General features: G+C 70.0%; 15 protein-coding genes. 3 read left to right on the plus strand and 12 right to left on the minus strand.

Annotated elements, in window-relative coordinates; translation table 11 throughout:
- Positions 1-3 precede the first annotated feature (3 nt).
- Both FKO37_RS15450 and FKO37_RS15455 read left to right on the plus strand, forming a co-directional pair.
- Entirely contained in the window at positions 4-1,182 is a 1,179-nt protein-coding gene (locus FKO37_RS15450; RefSeq protein WP_238604774.1) for a CdaR family transcriptional regulator, read from the plus strand.
- A 2-nt stretch (positions 1,183-1,184) separates the two neighbouring features.
- The gene (locus FKO37_RS15455; RefSeq protein WP_238604775.1) at positions 1,185-1,517 is read left to right on the plus strand and encodes a hypothetical protein; all 333 of its coding nucleotides are present in this window, start codon (positions 1,185-1,187) and stop codon (positions 1,515-1,517) included.
- Between the two features lie 27 nt (positions 1,518-1,544).
- Here FKO37_RS15455 and FKO37_RS15460 read toward each other — a convergent pair whose 3' ends face one another.
- The 11 genes from FKO37_RS15460 to FKO37_RS15510 form a co-directional block, all read right to left on the minus strand.
- Positions 1,545-2,531: a hypothetical protein gene (locus FKO37_RS15460; RefSeq protein WP_238604776.1), complete on the minus strand. Its 987-nt coding sequence runs from the start codon at positions 2,529-2,531 to the stop codon at positions 1,545-1,547.
- A gap of 94 nt (positions 2,532-2,625) precedes the next feature.
- The gene (locus FKO37_RS15465) at positions 2,626-3,897 is read right to left on the minus strand and encodes an FAD-binding protein (RefSeq protein ID WP_238604777.1); all 1,272 of its coding nucleotides are present in this window, start codon (positions 3,895-3,897) and stop codon (positions 2,626-2,628) included.
- An 86-nt stretch (positions 3,898-3,983) separates the two neighbouring features.
- Complete coding sequence (locus FKO37_RS15470) at positions 3,984-4,628, minus strand: carbonic anhydrase (protein ID WP_037820036.1); 645 nt, start codon at positions 4,626-4,628, stop codon at positions 3,984-3,986.
- A gap of 82 nt (positions 4,629-4,710) precedes the next feature.
- Positions 4,711-4,875: a hypothetical protein gene (locus FKO37_RS15475; RefSeq protein ID WP_167754393.1), complete on the minus strand. Its 165-nt coding sequence runs from the start codon at positions 4,873-4,875 to the stop codon at positions 4,711-4,713.
- A gap of 147 nt (positions 4,876-5,022) precedes the next feature.
- Entirely contained in the window at positions 5,023-6,051 is a 1,029-nt protein-coding gene (locus tag FKO37_RS15480; RefSeq protein WP_238604778.1) for a hypothetical protein, read from the minus strand.
- A gap of 203 nt (positions 6,052-6,254) precedes the next feature.
- Positions 6,255-6,635 (minus strand): hypothetical protein, encoded by a 381-nt coding sequence (locus FKO37_RS15485; RefSeq protein ID WP_238604779.1) that lies wholly within the window; start codon positions 6,633-6,635, stop codon positions 6,255-6,257.
- A gap of 69 nt (positions 6,636-6,704) precedes the next feature.
- Complete coding sequence (locus FKO37_RS15490; RefSeq protein ID WP_238604780.1) at positions 6,705-7,508, minus strand: nitrilase-related carbon-nitrogen hydrolase; 804 nt, start codon at positions 7,506-7,508, stop codon at positions 6,705-6,707.
- On the minus strand, positions 7,505-8,959 hold the full coding sequence (locus tag FKO37_RS15495; protein WP_238604781.1) for an APC family permease: 1,455 nt from the start codon (positions 8,957-8,959) through the stop codon (positions 7,505-7,507). The genes FKO37_RS15490 and FKO37_RS15495 overlap by 4 nt, the downstream gene beginning before the upstream one ends.
- Before the next feature lie 90 nt (positions 8,960-9,049).
- Positions 9,050-10,405: a histidinol dehydrogenase gene (gene hisD, locus FKO37_RS15500; protein WP_238604782.1), complete on the minus strand. Its 1,356-nt coding sequence runs from the start codon at positions 10,403-10,405 to the stop codon at positions 9,050-9,052.
- Between the two features lie 135 nt (positions 10,406-10,540).
- Entirely contained in the window at positions 10,541-11,503 is a 963-nt protein-coding gene (locus FKO37_RS15505) for a LysR family transcriptional regulator (RefSeq protein WP_134669494.1), read from the minus strand.
- A gap of 35 nt (positions 11,504-11,538) precedes the next feature.
- The gene (locus tag FKO37_RS15510) at positions 11,539-12,531 is read right to left on the minus strand and encodes an ester cyclase (RefSeq protein WP_238604783.1); all 993 of its coding nucleotides are present in this window, start codon (positions 12,529-12,531) and stop codon (positions 11,539-11,541) included.
- Between the two features lie 223 nt (positions 12,532-12,754).
- Between FKO37_RS15510 and FKO37_RS15515 the strand changes: the two genes are divergently transcribed.
- A complete protein-coding gene (locus FKO37_RS15515; protein ID WP_134733837.1) occupies positions 12,755-14,092 on the plus strand; it encodes an MFS transporter in 1,338 nt (445 codons plus the stop codon).
- A 39-nt stretch (positions 14,093-14,131) separates the two neighbouring features.
- On the opposite strand, the gene FKO37_RS15520 is transcribed toward FKO37_RS15515, so the two are convergent.
- Positions 14,132-15,124, minus strand: a complete 993-nt coding sequence (locus FKO37_RS15520; RefSeq protein ID WP_037820027.1) for a LacI family DNA-binding transcriptional regulator — start codon at positions 15,122-15,124, stop codon at positions 14,132-14,134.
- Positions 15,125-15,245: the final 121 nt, after the last annotated feature.

The raw sequence follows: 15,245 nt of genomic DNA on the forward strand, positions 1-15,245 counted from the left end.
CCGATGACCGCCGGCGAGCTCGTCGCGTGGGTCCGGCAGCGGCTGCCGCGGCTGATCGAGGACATCTGCGCGACGGTGTGCGAGCGGATCGACCTCTACCGCGACGAGAAGATCGTGCCGCGCGCGGACCTGCACCGTTCGGTCGCGGTCAACGTGCGGTTCCTGGTCGACGCGCTCGGCGGGATCGAGGACCCGGACCAGGGCGCACCGCAGGAGACCGGCAGCAGGCGCGCGCACCAGGGCGCGCCGCTGCCGGAGGTGCTGCAGGTGTACCGGATCGGCACCGCGATGCTGTGGGACCTGCTGGCCGGGCACGCCCGCGAGACCGGCAGCACCGACGTGCTGATCGACGCGGCCAGCCTGCTCTGGCAGGTCACCGACGAGCACGCGGTGCACGTGACCGAGGCTTACCGGACGGCGAGCGCGGAGCTTCTCGTTGCCCAGCAACGACGTCGCTCCGCGTTGGCCGAGGCGTTGTTCACCGGCCAGCGTCTCTCCGGCGCCGGACCGTGGGAAGCCGGACGCCTGCTCGGCCTGCCTCCCGACGGCAAACTCGCCGTCGTCGCGGCCGAGACGCGCGGGCTGGCCGAGGAGAGCCTGGTCGGCATCGAACGGCGGCTCGGGCAGCTCGGCATCGTGTCGGCGTGGCAGCTCACTCCGGCCTGGCAAGCCGGGCTGGTTTCGTTGCGCGACGAGCAATACCGCGCGGTGCTGACGGTGCTCAATGAGGTGGCGCTGACCCGCACCGGGGTCAGCCCGCTGTACACGTCGCTCGCCGACACTCCGCGCGCGCTGCACCTGGCGCGGACCGCACTGGCCAGCGGACCACCCGAACGCGTCGAGGTCCGCGCGTTCGATCCCAGTCCGCTGGCCGCCCTCGTCGCCTACGACCCCGACGAGGGCAGGCGGCTCGGCGACCAGGTCTTCGGCCCGGTCCTGGATCTGCCCGCCGACGAACGAGATCTGCTCCTGGAGACCCTCGAGGCCTACTTCTCCGGCGGCGGCTCTTCCGAACGCGCCGGGCAGATCTTGCACTGTCACGCCAACACCGTCCGCTACCGGCTGCGGCGGATCCGGGAACTCACCACCCGGTCGCTGACCGACCCGCGCGACGTGGCCGAACTGGTCACCGCGATGCAAGCGCTGCGCGTCGACACTCAAGCCCACTCTCAAAGGAACTGACGATGAACCAGATCACCGCGAAAACCCTCGGCACCCCGAGCGGCGGGCTCTTCGACAACCCGTGGCCGCCGGATTTCCCGGCCGCCGGACAGCGCGTCGCGATCTTCGCCTACGAAGTCACCAGGGTCGACGGTACTGGCCAAAACATTCGCACATATCACGTCGGTCCCGCCGAAACCGCCGCAGAGGGACCGATCGGATCGAGCCGCGACGAGCCGCAAGGCGTCACCGTGGCCTGGCGCGGCTGCGGCACCGGCACGGTCACGTCGGTGTCGGCGCCGCTGGGCCGCGAACGCACCTGCGAGGTCACGCCGGACGAGCCGGGCCTGCTCTGACCGCCCGGTAACCCGGTTTCGCGTCAATCACCGCAGGCGGCTGGCGAAGAACGACACGATTTCGCGGACTGCGTCGCCGCGCTGCTGTCCCGGAGACAGTTTGCCGACGCAGTCCGCGGGCGCGTCGTCCTCGCCGCCGATCTTGCCGGGGGACCATTCGGTGTTGAAGAAGTTGTGGTTCGCCCCGGTCAGCGTCACCGAACTGATGTCGGGGTTGCGTCCTTCGGCGTCCTTGACGTACTGCAGGCCCACGGTGCGGACTGCGCCGTCGCAGGTGCCGACGACCACCTTGAACGGCACCCGGGTGACCAGCACGTCGCTGTTGTCGTCCTCGGTGGAATTGAAATAGACCGGCGCGAGCGGGACGACCGCGCGGATCCGGACCCCGGCGGGCCATTCGGGCGTGTGCTTGTCGGAGGCCTGCCACATCACGCCCTTTCCGCCGCGGGAATGCCCCATCGTCCCGACCCGGGAAAGGTCGACGTGGCCGCGGAACCGGCCGAGCGTGCGGGCCAGCGGTCCTTCGCCACGGGCGAGGTCGCGCCACAGCTCCAGATGCTTGTTGACCAGATGCGCGCGCGAGTAGTAGCCCTCGTCGCCGAGCAGATGCGCGTTGATGGCGTTGGCGCTGATCGACACCACGATGAAGCCCCGCTCGGCCAGCTTCTCGCCGAGGTAGTCGTAGCCGCGGAAACTCGGCAGCGACCGCTGTCCCGGCGGACACGGCCAGTCGCCTCCCGGGGTCTTCGCGATCGGGTCCACGCAACTCCACCAGCTGCCGTGCTCCTGCACGATCAACGGATGCGGCCGTCCGCCGAGATCGCGCGGATAGTGCACGACGGCGGCCAGCTCCATCGGCACGGACACGGTCGGATCGTGGAAGGCCTGATCGCCGAGGTTGTACTCGACGACGCCGACGCCCTGTCCGGTTTCTGCTCCTGCTTTTGCTTGCGGTGCCGCGATAGTCACCGTGGCCAGCACCAGTGCGGCGAGGGCCATGCGAAGGAAAGTCATGCGGGAGAGGGTGCCGAGCGAGTGTCAGGGACTCGTGAGCGACGGAGGAACGGGCCGATTCATTGCCCGATGAGTCCGGGTTTCCGGCTTGCTGCTACTCCGCTTCACCGAGATGATTCCGCCAATCGTTCTCCGTGAAGGGAATTGCGCCGACTGGATAACTGGTGCCGCCGAGTTTCACCGCCGCGTCGTACCAGCGGCGATTGCTCTCCACCATCTGCTCGGCGATCGCTGCGGTCCTTGCGTAGCGGAGTGCCGCGACGAGGAAGATCGTCGGCGCGTCCGGCACTCGGAAGAGGGGCGTGGCGAGCGCGTCCGCGGGAACGGGGTAAGTCAGGATCAGCCCGGAATCTCCCAGGTCGGCGTGCGTGAGGTCGGACATGATCCCGTCGACGAAAGTGTCGACGGCGTGGTCGGGCAGAAACAGGTTCGCCCACGGATGCGGCGAACGCCATTCGCCGGTGGATTCGAGGTAAACGACGGTTTCGGCAAGCCGGGTGGCGAACTCCGCATAACTGAGGTCTTCGATTTTGTCCCTAGCCGCGTCGAAACCGAGGCCGTCGAGCAAGGCGTCGTCCGGTTCGGCGGGCGGAGTGGAGAAAGCGGCGACGTCGAGCAGATGGAGCCAGCCCGCGTCGCCGGGGATGATCTGTCCTTGGAGAAAGTCGAACCGGCGCTCGCGGAGGAGTTTTCGTTGCTGCGCGCGAAGTTCGGCCGCAGTCGGGTAGTAGATCTTGACTCGCCGCACCCGTGCCGGCGCGGGAATGAGCGGAATGGTCGCGCGCACGATCACCCCGCCTCGGCCGAACCCGGCGAGCACCGCTGCGAAGAGGTCCGGTGCTTCGGTCGGGGAACAGGTCCGGAGTGCCCCGTCGCGGGTGACGACGTCGAGGGACAGCACGTTGTCGGTCTGCACCCCGTACCGGTGGCTCGTGCCGCCGATCCCGCCGACGGACAACGTCCCGCCGACCGAGAGATGGAGGTAGTCGGTGAGGACGCGCGGAGTCAACCCGCGCTGGAGCGTGGCCGCCAGGAGTTCGGCCCAGGTCGTACCGGCGTCGACGACTACGCGGTCGTCGCTGATGTCGTGCACGGTACTGAGGCCGCTGAGGTCGAGCACGATGCCGGAAGCGGCCTGAGCCTGGCCCATGCCGGTGTGGCCTTGTCCTCGTGGCGTGACAGAAAGGCCGTGCTCCGCGGCGAAGCGGAGGACCTCGCTGACATCTCGGGGCGAGCTGACCCGGGCGACGGCCAGCGGGGGACGGGAGACGATGCCGCCGAAGTCGGCAGCGGCGTAGGCGATTTCGGGTGGGTCGGTGGTCAGTGTGCCGTCGAGCTGGAGTCCTGCGAAGGGTTGCCCGGGCATGCACTGCCTCCTGGTGTCCTCACCGTGCGCTTCGGCCACGGTAGCCCCGGAACGCTGTTCCGGTTCCGCGGCCGAAGCGCACGGGGTCAGGACACCGCTTTGGCGGCGGAGACGTCGACGCCGTGCGCGGCCACGACCTCGGCGCTGCCGTCGGCCAGCCGGTAACGCAGGCCGACGACCGCGGCCCGGCCGTCCGCGACCCGGTCGGCGAGCACGCGGGAGCGGTCCAGCAGCAGGTCGACGGTGTGCTTGACGTGCTCCGCCAGAATCTCGTGCGGCTCGACCCGGCCCGCGGCCCGCGCGGCGAGGACGCTGGGCGTCACCTTCTCGACGACGTCGCGGACGTAGCCGACCGGCGCGAGCCCGTCTTCGAGGGCGGCCCGGGCCGCGCCGACGGCACCGCACGAATCGTGGCCGAGCACGACGACGAGCGGGCAGTCCAGCAGGTCGACGCCGTACTCGATGCTGCCGAGCACCTCCCCGCCGATCACCTGGCCCGCGGTGCGCACGACGAACAGGTCGCCGAGACCGCGGTCGAAGATGATCTCGGCGGCGAGGCGCGAATCGGAACACCCGAACAGGACCGCGAACGGATGCTGGTTCGGCGCGATCGCCGCGCGGCGGGCAGCGTCCTGGTTGGGGTGCTCCGGGGCGCTGGTGACGAAGCGGTGGTTGCCTGCCATCAGCAGGTCGAACGCTTCCTGCGGAGTCGGCGGTGTCGTGTCGGCCATGCCCTCAGCCTAAGCCGACCGACGCCCCGAACGGTGTTGCGATCGTCTCTCCGGGCCCAGGTTTGAACGGGCGGCGGACGGGTTAACGGCCCCGGCCGAGCGCGGACCGCTTCACGAAGCCGACCGCGGCGGTCGCCAGGAACAGGACCGCGCCCACGACGACGAGCCAGAACAGGCCTTTGATCACCACCCCGAGCACGATGCACACCAGCCAGATCACCAGAAGCAGACCGAGCAGTGCCAGCATGGAGCCCTCCTGACCGTCGCCGGGAAACCGCGGTACTCGGGAGGGGTACCCGTTCGCGGCCGGGCTATGCGAGCCGTCCGGCCCCGGCCGCCTGGGGAAGGCGACCGGGCGTCGGTGTGCTGCGGAACCACTGCCTGAGGACGTCGATCAGGAACAGCGCCAGACATACGGGTGGTAGATCCCGTCGGCGTCCATGCGCGCCCCGGCCACCGTGCCGTCGTCGCCGATCCGGGACGGGAGGTCGCGCGTGATGTCGCCGAAGTTCGACACCCACGCGCCCTGCCGCCACACGCCATAGCCGGTGCCCTTGGAGTCGTTGCCGCCGTGCGCCTCGTCGATCCGGCCGGTGATCAGGCCGTCCCGGTTGAGGGTGAGCTGCGGGTTGCCGTTGGACAGGTTGTAGCTGGAGCCGGGCAGCACGTGCGCGGCGCCCTGCTGGTCCCAATAGACGCCGACGGGCTTGTTGTTGTAGCTGGCGTTGCCGACCACGCGCCCGTTGGAGAACGCCGTGCCGTCGGGGAACTGCAGGCCCGGCAGGGTACCGAGCGGGGTGATCGTGCCCGCCCGCCAGATCGCGAGACCGGAGTCGCGCAGCAGCAGGACCGAGCCGTCCTCGTCGACCGCCTGGGGCTGGGTGCGGTCCGGAGCCAGCCCGGGAAGCGCGGTGACGGTGCCCGGTTGCGCGGCGGGCCAGCGCACCACGGTGGTCAGGCCGCTGCTGTCGCCCCAGACGTAGCCGGTGATGTCGCCCGCGTCGTTGATGCCGAGCGCCGCGGCCTTGGTGTTGTTCCCCAGCTTCGGCAGTTCCTCCAGCACGTCGCCCCGGGAGCGGAACGCAGTGCTCACCGAGACCCCCGGGAAACTGACCCGGGCAGTGCCGACGATCGTGCCCGCGCGGTTTTCGTCGGCCACCTCGTAGCTGAGCACGTCGTTCATCACGGTGAAGACGGAGTACGCGCCGTTCTTCCAGGCAACTGGCCGCTGCCGCCCGCCGATGTCGGCGACGCCAGCGAAGCCGCCCTGGTGATCGGTCGCGGTCGGCATCCCGCCCTGGCCCGGCACGGGAAGCGCCGTCGCCCGCCAACTGCAAGCCGCCGCGGCGGACGCGGTCGAGGTCGGGACGAGCAAGGCCGCCGCGACCAGCAAGGCGCTGCCTAGTAACCGGTATCTGTGCACGTTTCCCTCCAAAGGGTGGCGGTGAACGCCGTCTAGGATCGCGTTCACGGCCGCGGGAGGGGGCGTGGATAGGGGTGGTTTCGCGTGATCAGGGGGCCGTGTGCGATTTCCGGCTTGCCGCGCGTGCTGGCTGGAGTTGGCCGCCCCGGCTTTCTGGGCGACGCCTGATCGGCATAGGTCTTGAACTATTTTCGGAGTTCGAGCTACCAAATCCATAGCTGTCGTTGGTCCGTCCAGCCGCTTTCGTCGATGCCGACGAGGTGGGCGGCTTCGGGGCCGGTGCGCGAGTCTTCGTCCAGCGGGATGGCGAAGCGGTGTTCGCCGGAGTCCACCGCGAGGTAGCGATCGGGGACCAGTTCGCAGTGGTCGATCACCGCGCCGATGTAGGAAAGCATGACGACCGGCGATTGTCCTTCCGGGAAGCGCCATGCGCGGCAGCCATACAGACCGAACGGGTTGGCGAGAGCCCGCAGGACGGGTCCGTCGAAGTGCAGTTCGACGTAGTCGCGGACGAAGCAGACCGCGCTGATCTCGCGGCCTACGAGGAGTTGCAGCGGCGCGGCGAGGTCGTCAGCGGTGGTCATGCGACCAGGCTGCCAGAAACTCAAGCGATCGTGACGCCCGCGCCGGAGAACTCCCGCCGCCCCCGAAAATCAGTGCGGCGGCCCGTACAAATCGGTCCTCCGGTCCCCGAATAGATGGTTGCGGGTACTGATGTTCTTGTCCCGCCCCGCGGAAAGCTCGGTCTCCCAGCAAGCCAGCCCGTCCTCTCCCGCGACGGCGGCGACCCAGCCATTGTGGTCGACGATTGCCGTTCCCTCCGTCCACCGCTGGCCGCGTTCGGGGCCGGAGCGGTCGCAGCACGCGATGGCGACTCGGTTGACCCTCGCGGCGGCCTGGGCGATGACTACCTCCGGCGGTCGCTCACCCGCAGGGCGGGGGACTTCGGGCCAGTTGGTCGGGACTGCGATCACATCGGCACCCTCGAGAGCGGCCCGGCGAGTGTACTCAGGAAACTCGAGGTCGTAGCAGACCATCACCGCGATCCGGCCGAAGCGGGTGGTGGTGACGGGCGGCGGCTCGCTTCCGGGGGTGAAGAACAGCTTTTCCCGGTCCCACAAATGGGTTTTGCGATAGCGGGCCAGGACGCCGGTGGCATCGAACAGCACCGCGCTGTTGTAAAGAGCACCGTCCGGGCCGCGTTCGGCGTATCCGCACACGACGACCGAGTCGCCCTCGATCGCGGCCGCCCACTCGGCGATCATCGGGTCATCAGACGGGATCGAGCACTCCCGCGCCTCCGCGGGCGATTCGAAGACGTATCCGCTCGTCGCCAGTTCCGGCAGCACGAGAATGTCGGCGGTCGTGTTTTCGCTGATCGTGCGGACGATCTGCCGGTGGTTCTCGGCGAGGCGGCCGACCTGCGGGGCGAGTTGCGCGCAGACGATCCTGGTCATTCGCTGTCTCCCTGCTCGGCGATCTGCGTCCGGACCCGCTCGGCCAGGCCGGGCACCGCGGCCACGACGACGGTCGCGACGACGAGGACTCCGAGAATGATGTACGGGAAGAACCGGTACGGGCCCGACACGCCCACCACGTTCTTGAAAATGGTGTAGGCGATGAAGGCGAGCGCGAGTACCGGGACGACCGCCTGCCAGCGGGGCGCTTTCGGCTTCCCGCTGAGGAAAAGGAAGCGAAAAGCGCCGATAGTGGCCATGGCGTAAGCCACCAGCAGGGCGATGGTTCCGATGGTGAGCCAGTAGAAGGTCGCGTCCAGGACCCCGGTGCCGGCCAGTCGCTGCCCGACGGCGAAGCAGAGGATCAGGACGCTGGTCACGACGATCGTGCCGACCGGGGCCCCGCGTTTGGTCAGCCGCGCGACCGGCCCGGGGACTCCGGCGTCGCGGAGCAGCGCGTAGCCGACCCGCGCGGCGCCGTTGACGGTGCCGAGGGTGATCGCGAACAGGCTGACGCTGGCGACCAGGTTCAGCAGGACGCCCATCGCGCTGCCGAGATACTGACCAGCCAGATCGCCGTACGGGTCTTCGGCCGCGGCGAACGCCTTCACCCCGTCCGGCCCGGTGCCGTAACCGAGCGCCTGCCCGGCGATGGCGAGCAGGAAGAACACGCCCACCACCGCGATGGTGATCTTCAGCGCCCGGGGGATTTCCCGCTTGGGGTTCATCGTCTCCTCGCCGAGCGACGCGGCGCCCTCGAACCCGGCGAACGCGAGGAATCCGAACACCGCGGCGCCGGCGATCGTGCCCACTCCGGTTCCGGCGGGCAGGTGCAGGAAATTCCAGCTGAACGTCTGCCCGTGCGGGCCGTGGCCCGTCGCGACCCGCGCGATGATCACGATGCTGAGCAGGCCGACCAGTGCGGCCCCGGCCAGTTCGCAGATCAGCAGGATCCGCGTGATGACCCGGATTTCGCTCAGCGACAGCGCGACGACCAGGACCAGCGCCACCAGCGCGGTCCAGATCCATTCGGCCGACCCGGCACTGGCCAGGCCCAGCTGGCTGAGGACTTTGTTGAAGAACAAGGCGATTTCGGCGGTCGAGCCGGTGCCGATGGTCGCGTACGCGGTGAACAGCGCGGTGCCGGCGACGAACCCGGCGCGCGGGCCGAGCGTGCGGCCGACCAGCGCGTAGACGGATCCGGTGTGCGAGATGTGCTGCGACAGCTTCACGAATCCGTAGCCGACGAGCGAAACGCCGAGGATGGCGAAGACGAAGGCCCAGGTGGCCCCTTCGCCGAGCAGCCCGGCCGCTCCCACGCCGAGCAGCGCCATCGCGCCGACCGGGCCGATGAGACCCACGGAGAACGCGGCCGCGTCCGTGACTTTGAGTTCTCGCCGCAGTTTTTCCGGTGCGGCCGCGGCTTGGTTTCCGTTGGCGGGTGCGGACATGTCCTCAGCCTCTGTCTGGTTTTCGGTGCCGGGGAGCGGCAGGGGGCGGCGGGCCGGACCGGCGGACGCGGTCCGGCCCGGGAAGCGGGCTCAGGTCCGTTCGACGGCGGGAGTGCCGTCGAACGCACCGGAATGCCTGCCGAGGTGTTCGATGCGGACGGTGGCGGTGGCCTCGTGCGCGGCCAGGCCCTCGAACGCGGAGATCCGTTCCACGGCAGGCGCCAGCGCCGCGGTGCCTTCCTTCGCGGCGCGCTGATAAGTGAGCGGCTTGAGGAACCGCGACACCGACAGCCCGGCGTTGTAGCGGGACGTCTTGCCGGTCGGCAGGACGTGGTTGGTGCCCGCGATTCCCTTGTCGGAGTAGGCGACCGTGCTCCACCGGCCGAGGAACAGCGAGCCGTAGTTGGTGAGCGTCTTGAGGTAATAGTCGTCGTCGGCGGTCTGGATTTCCAGGTGCTCGGGACCCCAGACGTCGCTGACCGCGGCGGCCTGGGCGCTGTCGCGCGCGACGACGACCGACCCGAAGTCGCGCCACGCCGGGCCGGCGACCTCGCGGGTGGCCAGCGTCGCCAGCCTGCGTTCGATCGCGGCGACGACCTGGCGGCCGAGTTCCTCGGAGGTCGTCACGAGCGCGGCGGGCGAGTTGGGGCCGTGCTCGGCCTGCCCGAGGAGGTCGGCGGCGACCCAGTCGGGGTCGGCGGTCTCGTCCGCGAGCACGGCCACTTCGGACGGTCCGGCCAGCAGATCGATGCCGACCCGGCCGAACAGCTGCCGCTTCGCTTCGGTCACGTAGGCGTTTCCCGCGCCGACGAGCATGTCCACCGGGGCCTCGTCCAGCAGTCCGAACGCCATCGCGCCCAGCGCCTGGACGCCGCCGAGCGCGAAGACCCGGTCCGCGCCGGACAGGTAGGCGCCGTACAGGACCGCCGGGTGCGCGCCGTGCTCGCCCGACGGGGGAGTGCACGCGAGAACGGACGGCACGCCGGCCGTCTTGGCGACCCCGACCGTCATGAACGCACTGGCCAGCAAGGGAAAACGGCCGGCGGGCAGGTACGCGCCGACCCGGCTGACCGGCACGTAGCGCTGTCCGCAGACGACCCCGTCGGCCAGTTCGAGTTCGAAGTCCGTCAGGTGCTCGCGCTGGGCGGCCGCGAAGCGGTGAGTGCGTTCGTGGCCGAGTTCGAGCGCCGCGCGCAGGTCGGCGGGGAGCTGGTCGCCGGAGCGGCGCAGTTCGTCGCGGCCGAGTTCGAGCGCGCCGGTCCAGCCGTCGAGGTCCTCGGAGTAGCGCCGCACCGCGGTGAGACCGCCGCGTTCGATGTCGCGCAGCATTTCGCTGACGCGTTCGACGACGCGCGGGTCGCGCTGGGCGGGCGGTCCGTCCACGGCGGGCTTCTTGAGCCAGGTCAGCGGGCCGAGCTGGGCTGCCTCGGAGGGAGTGATTTGCATGGCACGAGACGGTAAGCGCGATCCGGCCCCCGGACTAGAGGGTGCGATCCTGGGCGAACCATCGGGTTGCCCTATGCCAGCCAGGACAAAATGTCCATTATGGACAAAAGCGGAACCGTCCACACCGGACCCGGGTCAGCCTCGGGTCTGCTTGGGCCGGGCGGCAGCCGGGCCGCGCGCGTCGCTGACCGCGTCCTCGGCCAGCCGGGCCAACTCCCGGGTGGCGCGCGACAGCGGACGGCCGCGTTTGCGGGCGATGGCGATCGTGTCGAACAGCGGCTCCTCGAATGGAGCCGTGTGCAGGCCCGGCGGGAAGGCGGCGCTGCGGACCACCGCGGTGCTGGCGATGGTGTCGCCCGCCCCGTCGGCGACCAGTTTCAGGGCCGCTTCCACGTGCTCGATCTCGAAGACCGGTTCGATGCGCACGCCGGCCAGCTGCGCCCGGTCGGCGAGCTGGCGGCGGGTGGGATCGCGCCAGCCGTAGCGGGCGTCGTAGAGGACCAGCCGCGCGGCCGCGAAACGCCGGATGCTCACGGGTTCCGCGGCCGCGGCCGGGTCGGCGCTCACGTAGAGCACCTCGTCCCGCATCAGCGGGGTGATGTCCAGTCCCTCGTCGTCGACCGGGAGCACGATGAGCCCGGCTTCGATGTCGCCCGCCCGGATCGCGTCCGCGGTCTCCGCGGAATTCTGCCCGACCAGCCGGACCTTGACCGACGGATACCGGCGGTGGAAGGTCTGCGCGAGATTGCCGAGCAGGTAGTAGTCCGCGTTGCGCAGGACGCCGAAGGTGGCGGTGCCGCCGCCGAGCGAGCCCAGCGACTGCACCGCGCGGACCCCTTCGTCGGCCGCGTGGACCGCACGCCGCGCGAACGGCAGCAGTTCCTCGCCGGCCGCGGTCAGCGTCAGCCGCCGGGCGCCGCGATGGAAGAGCACCGCGTCGAGTTCTTCCTCCAGCCGCCGGATCATCTCCGACATCGAGGCCTGGGACACCTCGAGCTGGGCCGCGCCCCGGGTGAACGAGCCCTGGCTTTCGGCCGCGACGAACGCCCGGAGCTGGTTCAGGGTCACCCGGTCGCCGTCGCGGGACTCCTGCTCCATCGGCCGATCCTAAGCGGACGGACGTCCCGCCGCGCTCAGTAGATGTTGGTGTCGGCGAACGAGCTTTCGTGGCCGTTGATCTGCGCCCGCAGCGCGATCTGGTCGAAGACCCGGACCTCGCGGACGATCCGGCCGTCCTGGACGAGGAACTGCGAAACGCCGAGCAGGTCGACCGGTTTGCCGGTCAACGGCCCGAAATCGGCGACCCCGCGGTACTCGCCCCGCATGACCCAGAGCACGGCGACGCGCAGTCCCGCGTACCGCTCGGCGTAGTTGGCCTGCACGTCGCGGATCTCGAAGCGGGCGTCCGGGAATGGCGCGATCTGCGCGAGCAGGTCCTTCTGGTAGCCGTCCGGGCGGAGGACCGTGCGGTCGCCGACGGTGTGCAGGAAGAGGTCCCGGTGCATGAAGTCGGTGACCTTGTGCAGGCGCCGCGCGTTCCAGACCTCTTCGACGAATTCCAGCACCATTTCGCATTCGGGCCGGTAATCGTCCGCGCGCGGGCCGCTGTCGCCGACGGCCAGGACGTCGGCGGGCGCCGGTTTCGTCATCGAGCCCTCGTAGCCGCGGAACCGCAGCCCGCGCGCGACCTCGGCCGGGTCGAGGCCGAGTTGCAGGCAGTCCGCGAGGTCGTCGCGGACGACCCATTCCTCGACCATGCGGCCCCGCCGGTACAGGCAGTTCGCGATGGTGCGCTTGCGGATCGGCACCGGCCGGCCCGCCACGAGGTGCGTGTCGGCGGAGAAGACGAGGTGCGAGCTGAGGAAGGCGTCGTCGCCGCGGGCTTCCCAGACGACGTCCTCGGCCTGGCCCACGTGCTGCGGCACCTGCGCGATCCGCATCAGGCTGCCCTCGATCACGTCGTCCCGCCCGGTCACGGTGCCGAGGCCGCCGTGCACAATCGAGTCGGGTTCGTAGTTGTCGACGATGTAGGAGATGTCGCGCTGCACCCAGATCCGGTCGGTGACCTCGCGGATGAAATCGTCCGGGTCCGCGTAGGGCTGGTAGGCGACCGGGTCGAGCGGCATGGCGGGTTCCTTTCTCGGCTGGCAACGTGCGCTGGGCACTGTATCCGTATGCATTGCTCCGGGCAAGAGCAGCCGTCGAACCGTGGCCGCGGCTGATCTTCCGCACGTGACCTCGGCAAAATTCGCGGCAGCGGCGGTCTTGACCCGGTGACCCGGGCCACTTAAGTTGCCATCCATACGTATGCAGACGGCTGAGCCGTTGTGAGACGCCACTGGAGGTGTCATGTCCACCGTCACGCCGACCGCGGCCGCGACGGCCGAGGCGACCGGACGTCGGAAGGCGATCCGCAAGGTCGTCCTCGCCGGCAGCATCGGGAACTTCGTCGAGCAGTTCGACTACGGGCTCTACGGCTACATGGCCCCGGTGCTCGCCGCGTCCTTCTTCCCGGCCAGCGACCACACCGCCAGCGTGCTGAGCGCGTACGCGGTGATCGCGATCGCCTGCCTGGTGCGCCCGCTCGGCGGCACCCTCCTCGGCCGGTGGGGAGACCGGCTGGGGCGCAAGCGGGTGCTGTTGTGGACGGTCCTGTTCATGGGCGTGTCCACGGCGGCGATCGGCGTGCTTCCCACGTACGGCCAGATCGGGCTGGCGGCTCCGCTGATCCTGCTCGTGCTGCGGGTGGTGCAAGGCATGGTCGCGGGAGGGGAGTACGTCGGGGCGGTCGCGTTCGTGGTCGAGTGGGCCGAGCCGCGCCGGCGCGGTTTCTACACGTCGTTCGCGTCGAACAGCTGCTTCCTCGGCATTCTCGCCGGGGCCGGCACGGCAGCGCTGATGAGCGCCTTGTTCAGCGACGCGGCATTGCACAGCTGGGGCTGGCGGATCCCGTTCCTGGCAGTGCTTCCGTTGTGCGCGATCGGAGTCTGGCTGCGCAGCCGGCTCGACGAGACCCCGGAATTCGTCGCCGCCACCGAACACGGCACGAACGTCGTCGCCGCGCCGCTGCGCGAGGCGCTGCGTTCCCAGTGGCGGCCGATCCTGGTGTTCTGCGGCGCGTCGATCATGCTCGCGATCCTGTCCTACACCTGGGTCACCTTCTACCCGGAGTACCTGTCCGAAACGCTGCACCTGCCGAAGTCCGCGGCGTGGCTGTCGAACATGATCTCGGTCGCGGTGCTGATCCCGCTGCTGCCGCTCGCCGGCGCGATCTCCGACCGGATCGGGCGCAAGCCGATGCTCATCGCCGGGGCGGTGTGCTGCATCGTGCTGGTGCCGCTGGCGTTCAAGGTGGGCGAGGCGGGCACGTTCGGGGCCGCCGTGGCGAGCCAGCTGATCTACCTGGTCCCGGAGTTCTTCCTGACCGGCATCGTCACCGTGTGCGCGGCGGAGATGTTCGCGACCCGGACCCGGTTCAGTGCGAGTTCGATCGCCTACAACTGCTCGTTCTCGATCTTCATGGGCATCACGCCGTTCGTCGCCACGCTGCTGGTGGCGGAGTCCGGCACGATCTACGCGGTGTGGATGTACCTGGCCGCCGCGGCGGTGCTCGCCCTCGTGGTGATCACGGTGTTCATGAAGGAGACCTACCGCAGCGACCTCTCGGCGGACAAATACGCCCGGTGACCTGCCGGGGCCCCGCGTCCGCCGCGGCGGACGCGGGGTTCACCGCTGCGCGTGCGTTCCCCGGGGCACCAGCGACGGGGCGAACACGGTGCGCCGCGGTGCTTCGCTGTTTCCGGCGAGGCGGTCGACCAGCAGGCCCGCCGCGGCCTTGGCCATGCCGTCCAAGTCGTGGCGGACGGTCGTCAGATCGAAGGTCTCCCAGGAGGCCATCGGCAGGTCGTCGAACCCGATCACGGTGAGGTCGCCCGGGATGTCGATGCCGAGGCGCCGGGCCGCGTTGATCGCGCCGATCGCGATGACGTCGTTGCCGCAGAACACCGCGGTGGGCCGGGGGTTTTCCGCCATCAGGTCGAGCAGTCCCTCGTACCCGGTGCCGTGGTCGAACGGGCCTTGCCGGACGCGGCGGCGCGGCAGGCCGACGCCCGCCTCGGACAGCCCGATCCGGAAGCCGAGCTCGCGGTCGCGTCCGGTCGTCGTCTCCGCCGGGCCGCCGATCAGCGCGATGTCGGTGTGGCCCAGCCGCAGCAGTTCCTCGGCGACCAGCCGCCCGCCCGCCTCGTTGTCCACCACCGCGGCGTCGGCGTTGCCGGCGCCGGTCTCCCGGTTGAGGAAGACGAACGGCAGCCCGCGCCGGGTGAGTTCGGCCGGAAGGCCGGAGCCGATCACCGCGGTGGTGAGCACCACCCCGTCGATCGACCGGTCGAGCAGCCGCTCGGTCTCCAGCGCGGCCTCGCTGCGCTCGGCGAAGAGCATCATCCGGTAGCCGTGCTGTTCGAGCGTGTCGTGCAGCGGCCCGATCAGATGCGGGTAGAACGGGTTGGTCAGATCCGTGACGACCACCCCGACGCAGTGCGTCGACCGGGTCGCCAGGCTCCGGCCGGCTTCGCTCGGCACGTAGCCGAGCGCGTCCGCCGCCTCGCGCACGCGGGTGCGGGTGGCCTCCGAAACCCGGTGGTCCCCGCGCAGCGCCCGGGAAACGGTCGGCTGCGAGACCCCGGCGAGCCGGGCCACGTCATGACTCGTGATCGACATCCGCTCCTCTTCCGCGCAACGGGCGTGCATACGGATCCTAGCGGAAATTCCGGACCGCCCGCGCGAAGGCCTGACGCTGGAGCGTCTTGACAGAATCCGGCGGCGATGGTCGTATGCATAC

This window comes from Amycolatopsis sp. Poz14, assembly GCF_006704225.1.
In the GTDB taxonomy this organism is placed as follows: domain Bacteria; phylum Actinomycetota; class Actinomycetes; order Mycobacteriales; family Pseudonocardiaceae; genus Amycolatopsis; species Amycolatopsis nivea.

Coding starts and splice junctions, on each gene's coding strand:
- FKO37_RS15450 (WP_238604774.1), top strand. CDS start 4: ATGACCGCCGGCGAGCTCGTCGCGTGGGTCCGGCAGCGGCTGCCGCGG.
- FKO37_RS15455 (WP_238604775.1), top strand. CDS start 1,185: ATGAACCAGATCACCGCGAAAACCCTCGGCACCCCGAGCGGCGGGCTC.
- FKO37_RS15460 (WP_238604776.1), bottom strand. CDS start 2,531: ATGACTTTCCTTCGCATGGCCCTCGCCGCACTGGTGCTGGCCACGGTG.
- FKO37_RS15465 (WP_238604777.1), bottom strand. CDS start 3,897: ATGCCCGGGCAACCCTTCGCAGGACTCCAGCTCGACGGCACACTGACC.
- FKO37_RS15470 (WP_037820036.1), bottom strand. CDS start 4,628: ATGGCCGACACGACACCGCCGACTCCGCAGGAAGCGTTCGACCTGCTG.
- FKO37_RS15475 (WP_167754393.1), bottom strand. CDS start 4,875: ATGCTGGCACTGCTCGGTCTGCTTCTGGTGATCTGGCTGGTGTGCATC.
- FKO37_RS15485 (WP_238604779.1), bottom strand. CDS start 6,635: ATGACCACCGCTGACGACCTCGCCGCGCCGCTGCAACTCCTCGTAGGC.
- FKO37_RS15490 (WP_238604780.1), bottom strand. CDS start 7,508: ATGACCAGGATCGTCTGCGCGCAACTCGCCCCGCAGGTCGGCCGCCTC.
- FKO37_RS15495 (WP_238604781.1), bottom strand. CDS start 8,959: ATGTCCGCACCCGCCAACGGAAACCAAGCCGCGGCCGCACCGGAAAAA.
- hisD (WP_238604782.1), bottom strand. CDS start 10,405: ATGCAAATCACTCCCTCCGAGGCAGCCCAGCTCGGCCCGCTGACCTGG.
- FKO37_RS15505 (WP_134669494.1), bottom strand. CDS start 11,503: ATGGAGCAGGAGTCCCGCGACGGCGACCGGGTGACCCTGAACCAGCTC.
- FKO37_RS15510 (WP_238604783.1), bottom strand. CDS start 12,531: ATGCCGCTCGACCCGGTCGCCTACCAGCCCTACGCGGACCCGGACGAT.
- FKO37_RS15515 (WP_134733837.1), top strand. CDS start 12,755: ATGTCCACCGTCACGCCGACCGCGGCCGCGACGGCCGAGGCGACCGGA.
- FKO37_RS15520 (WP_037820027.1), bottom strand. CDS start 15,124: ATGTCGATCACGAGTCATGACGTGGCCCGGCTCGCCGGGGTCTCGCAG.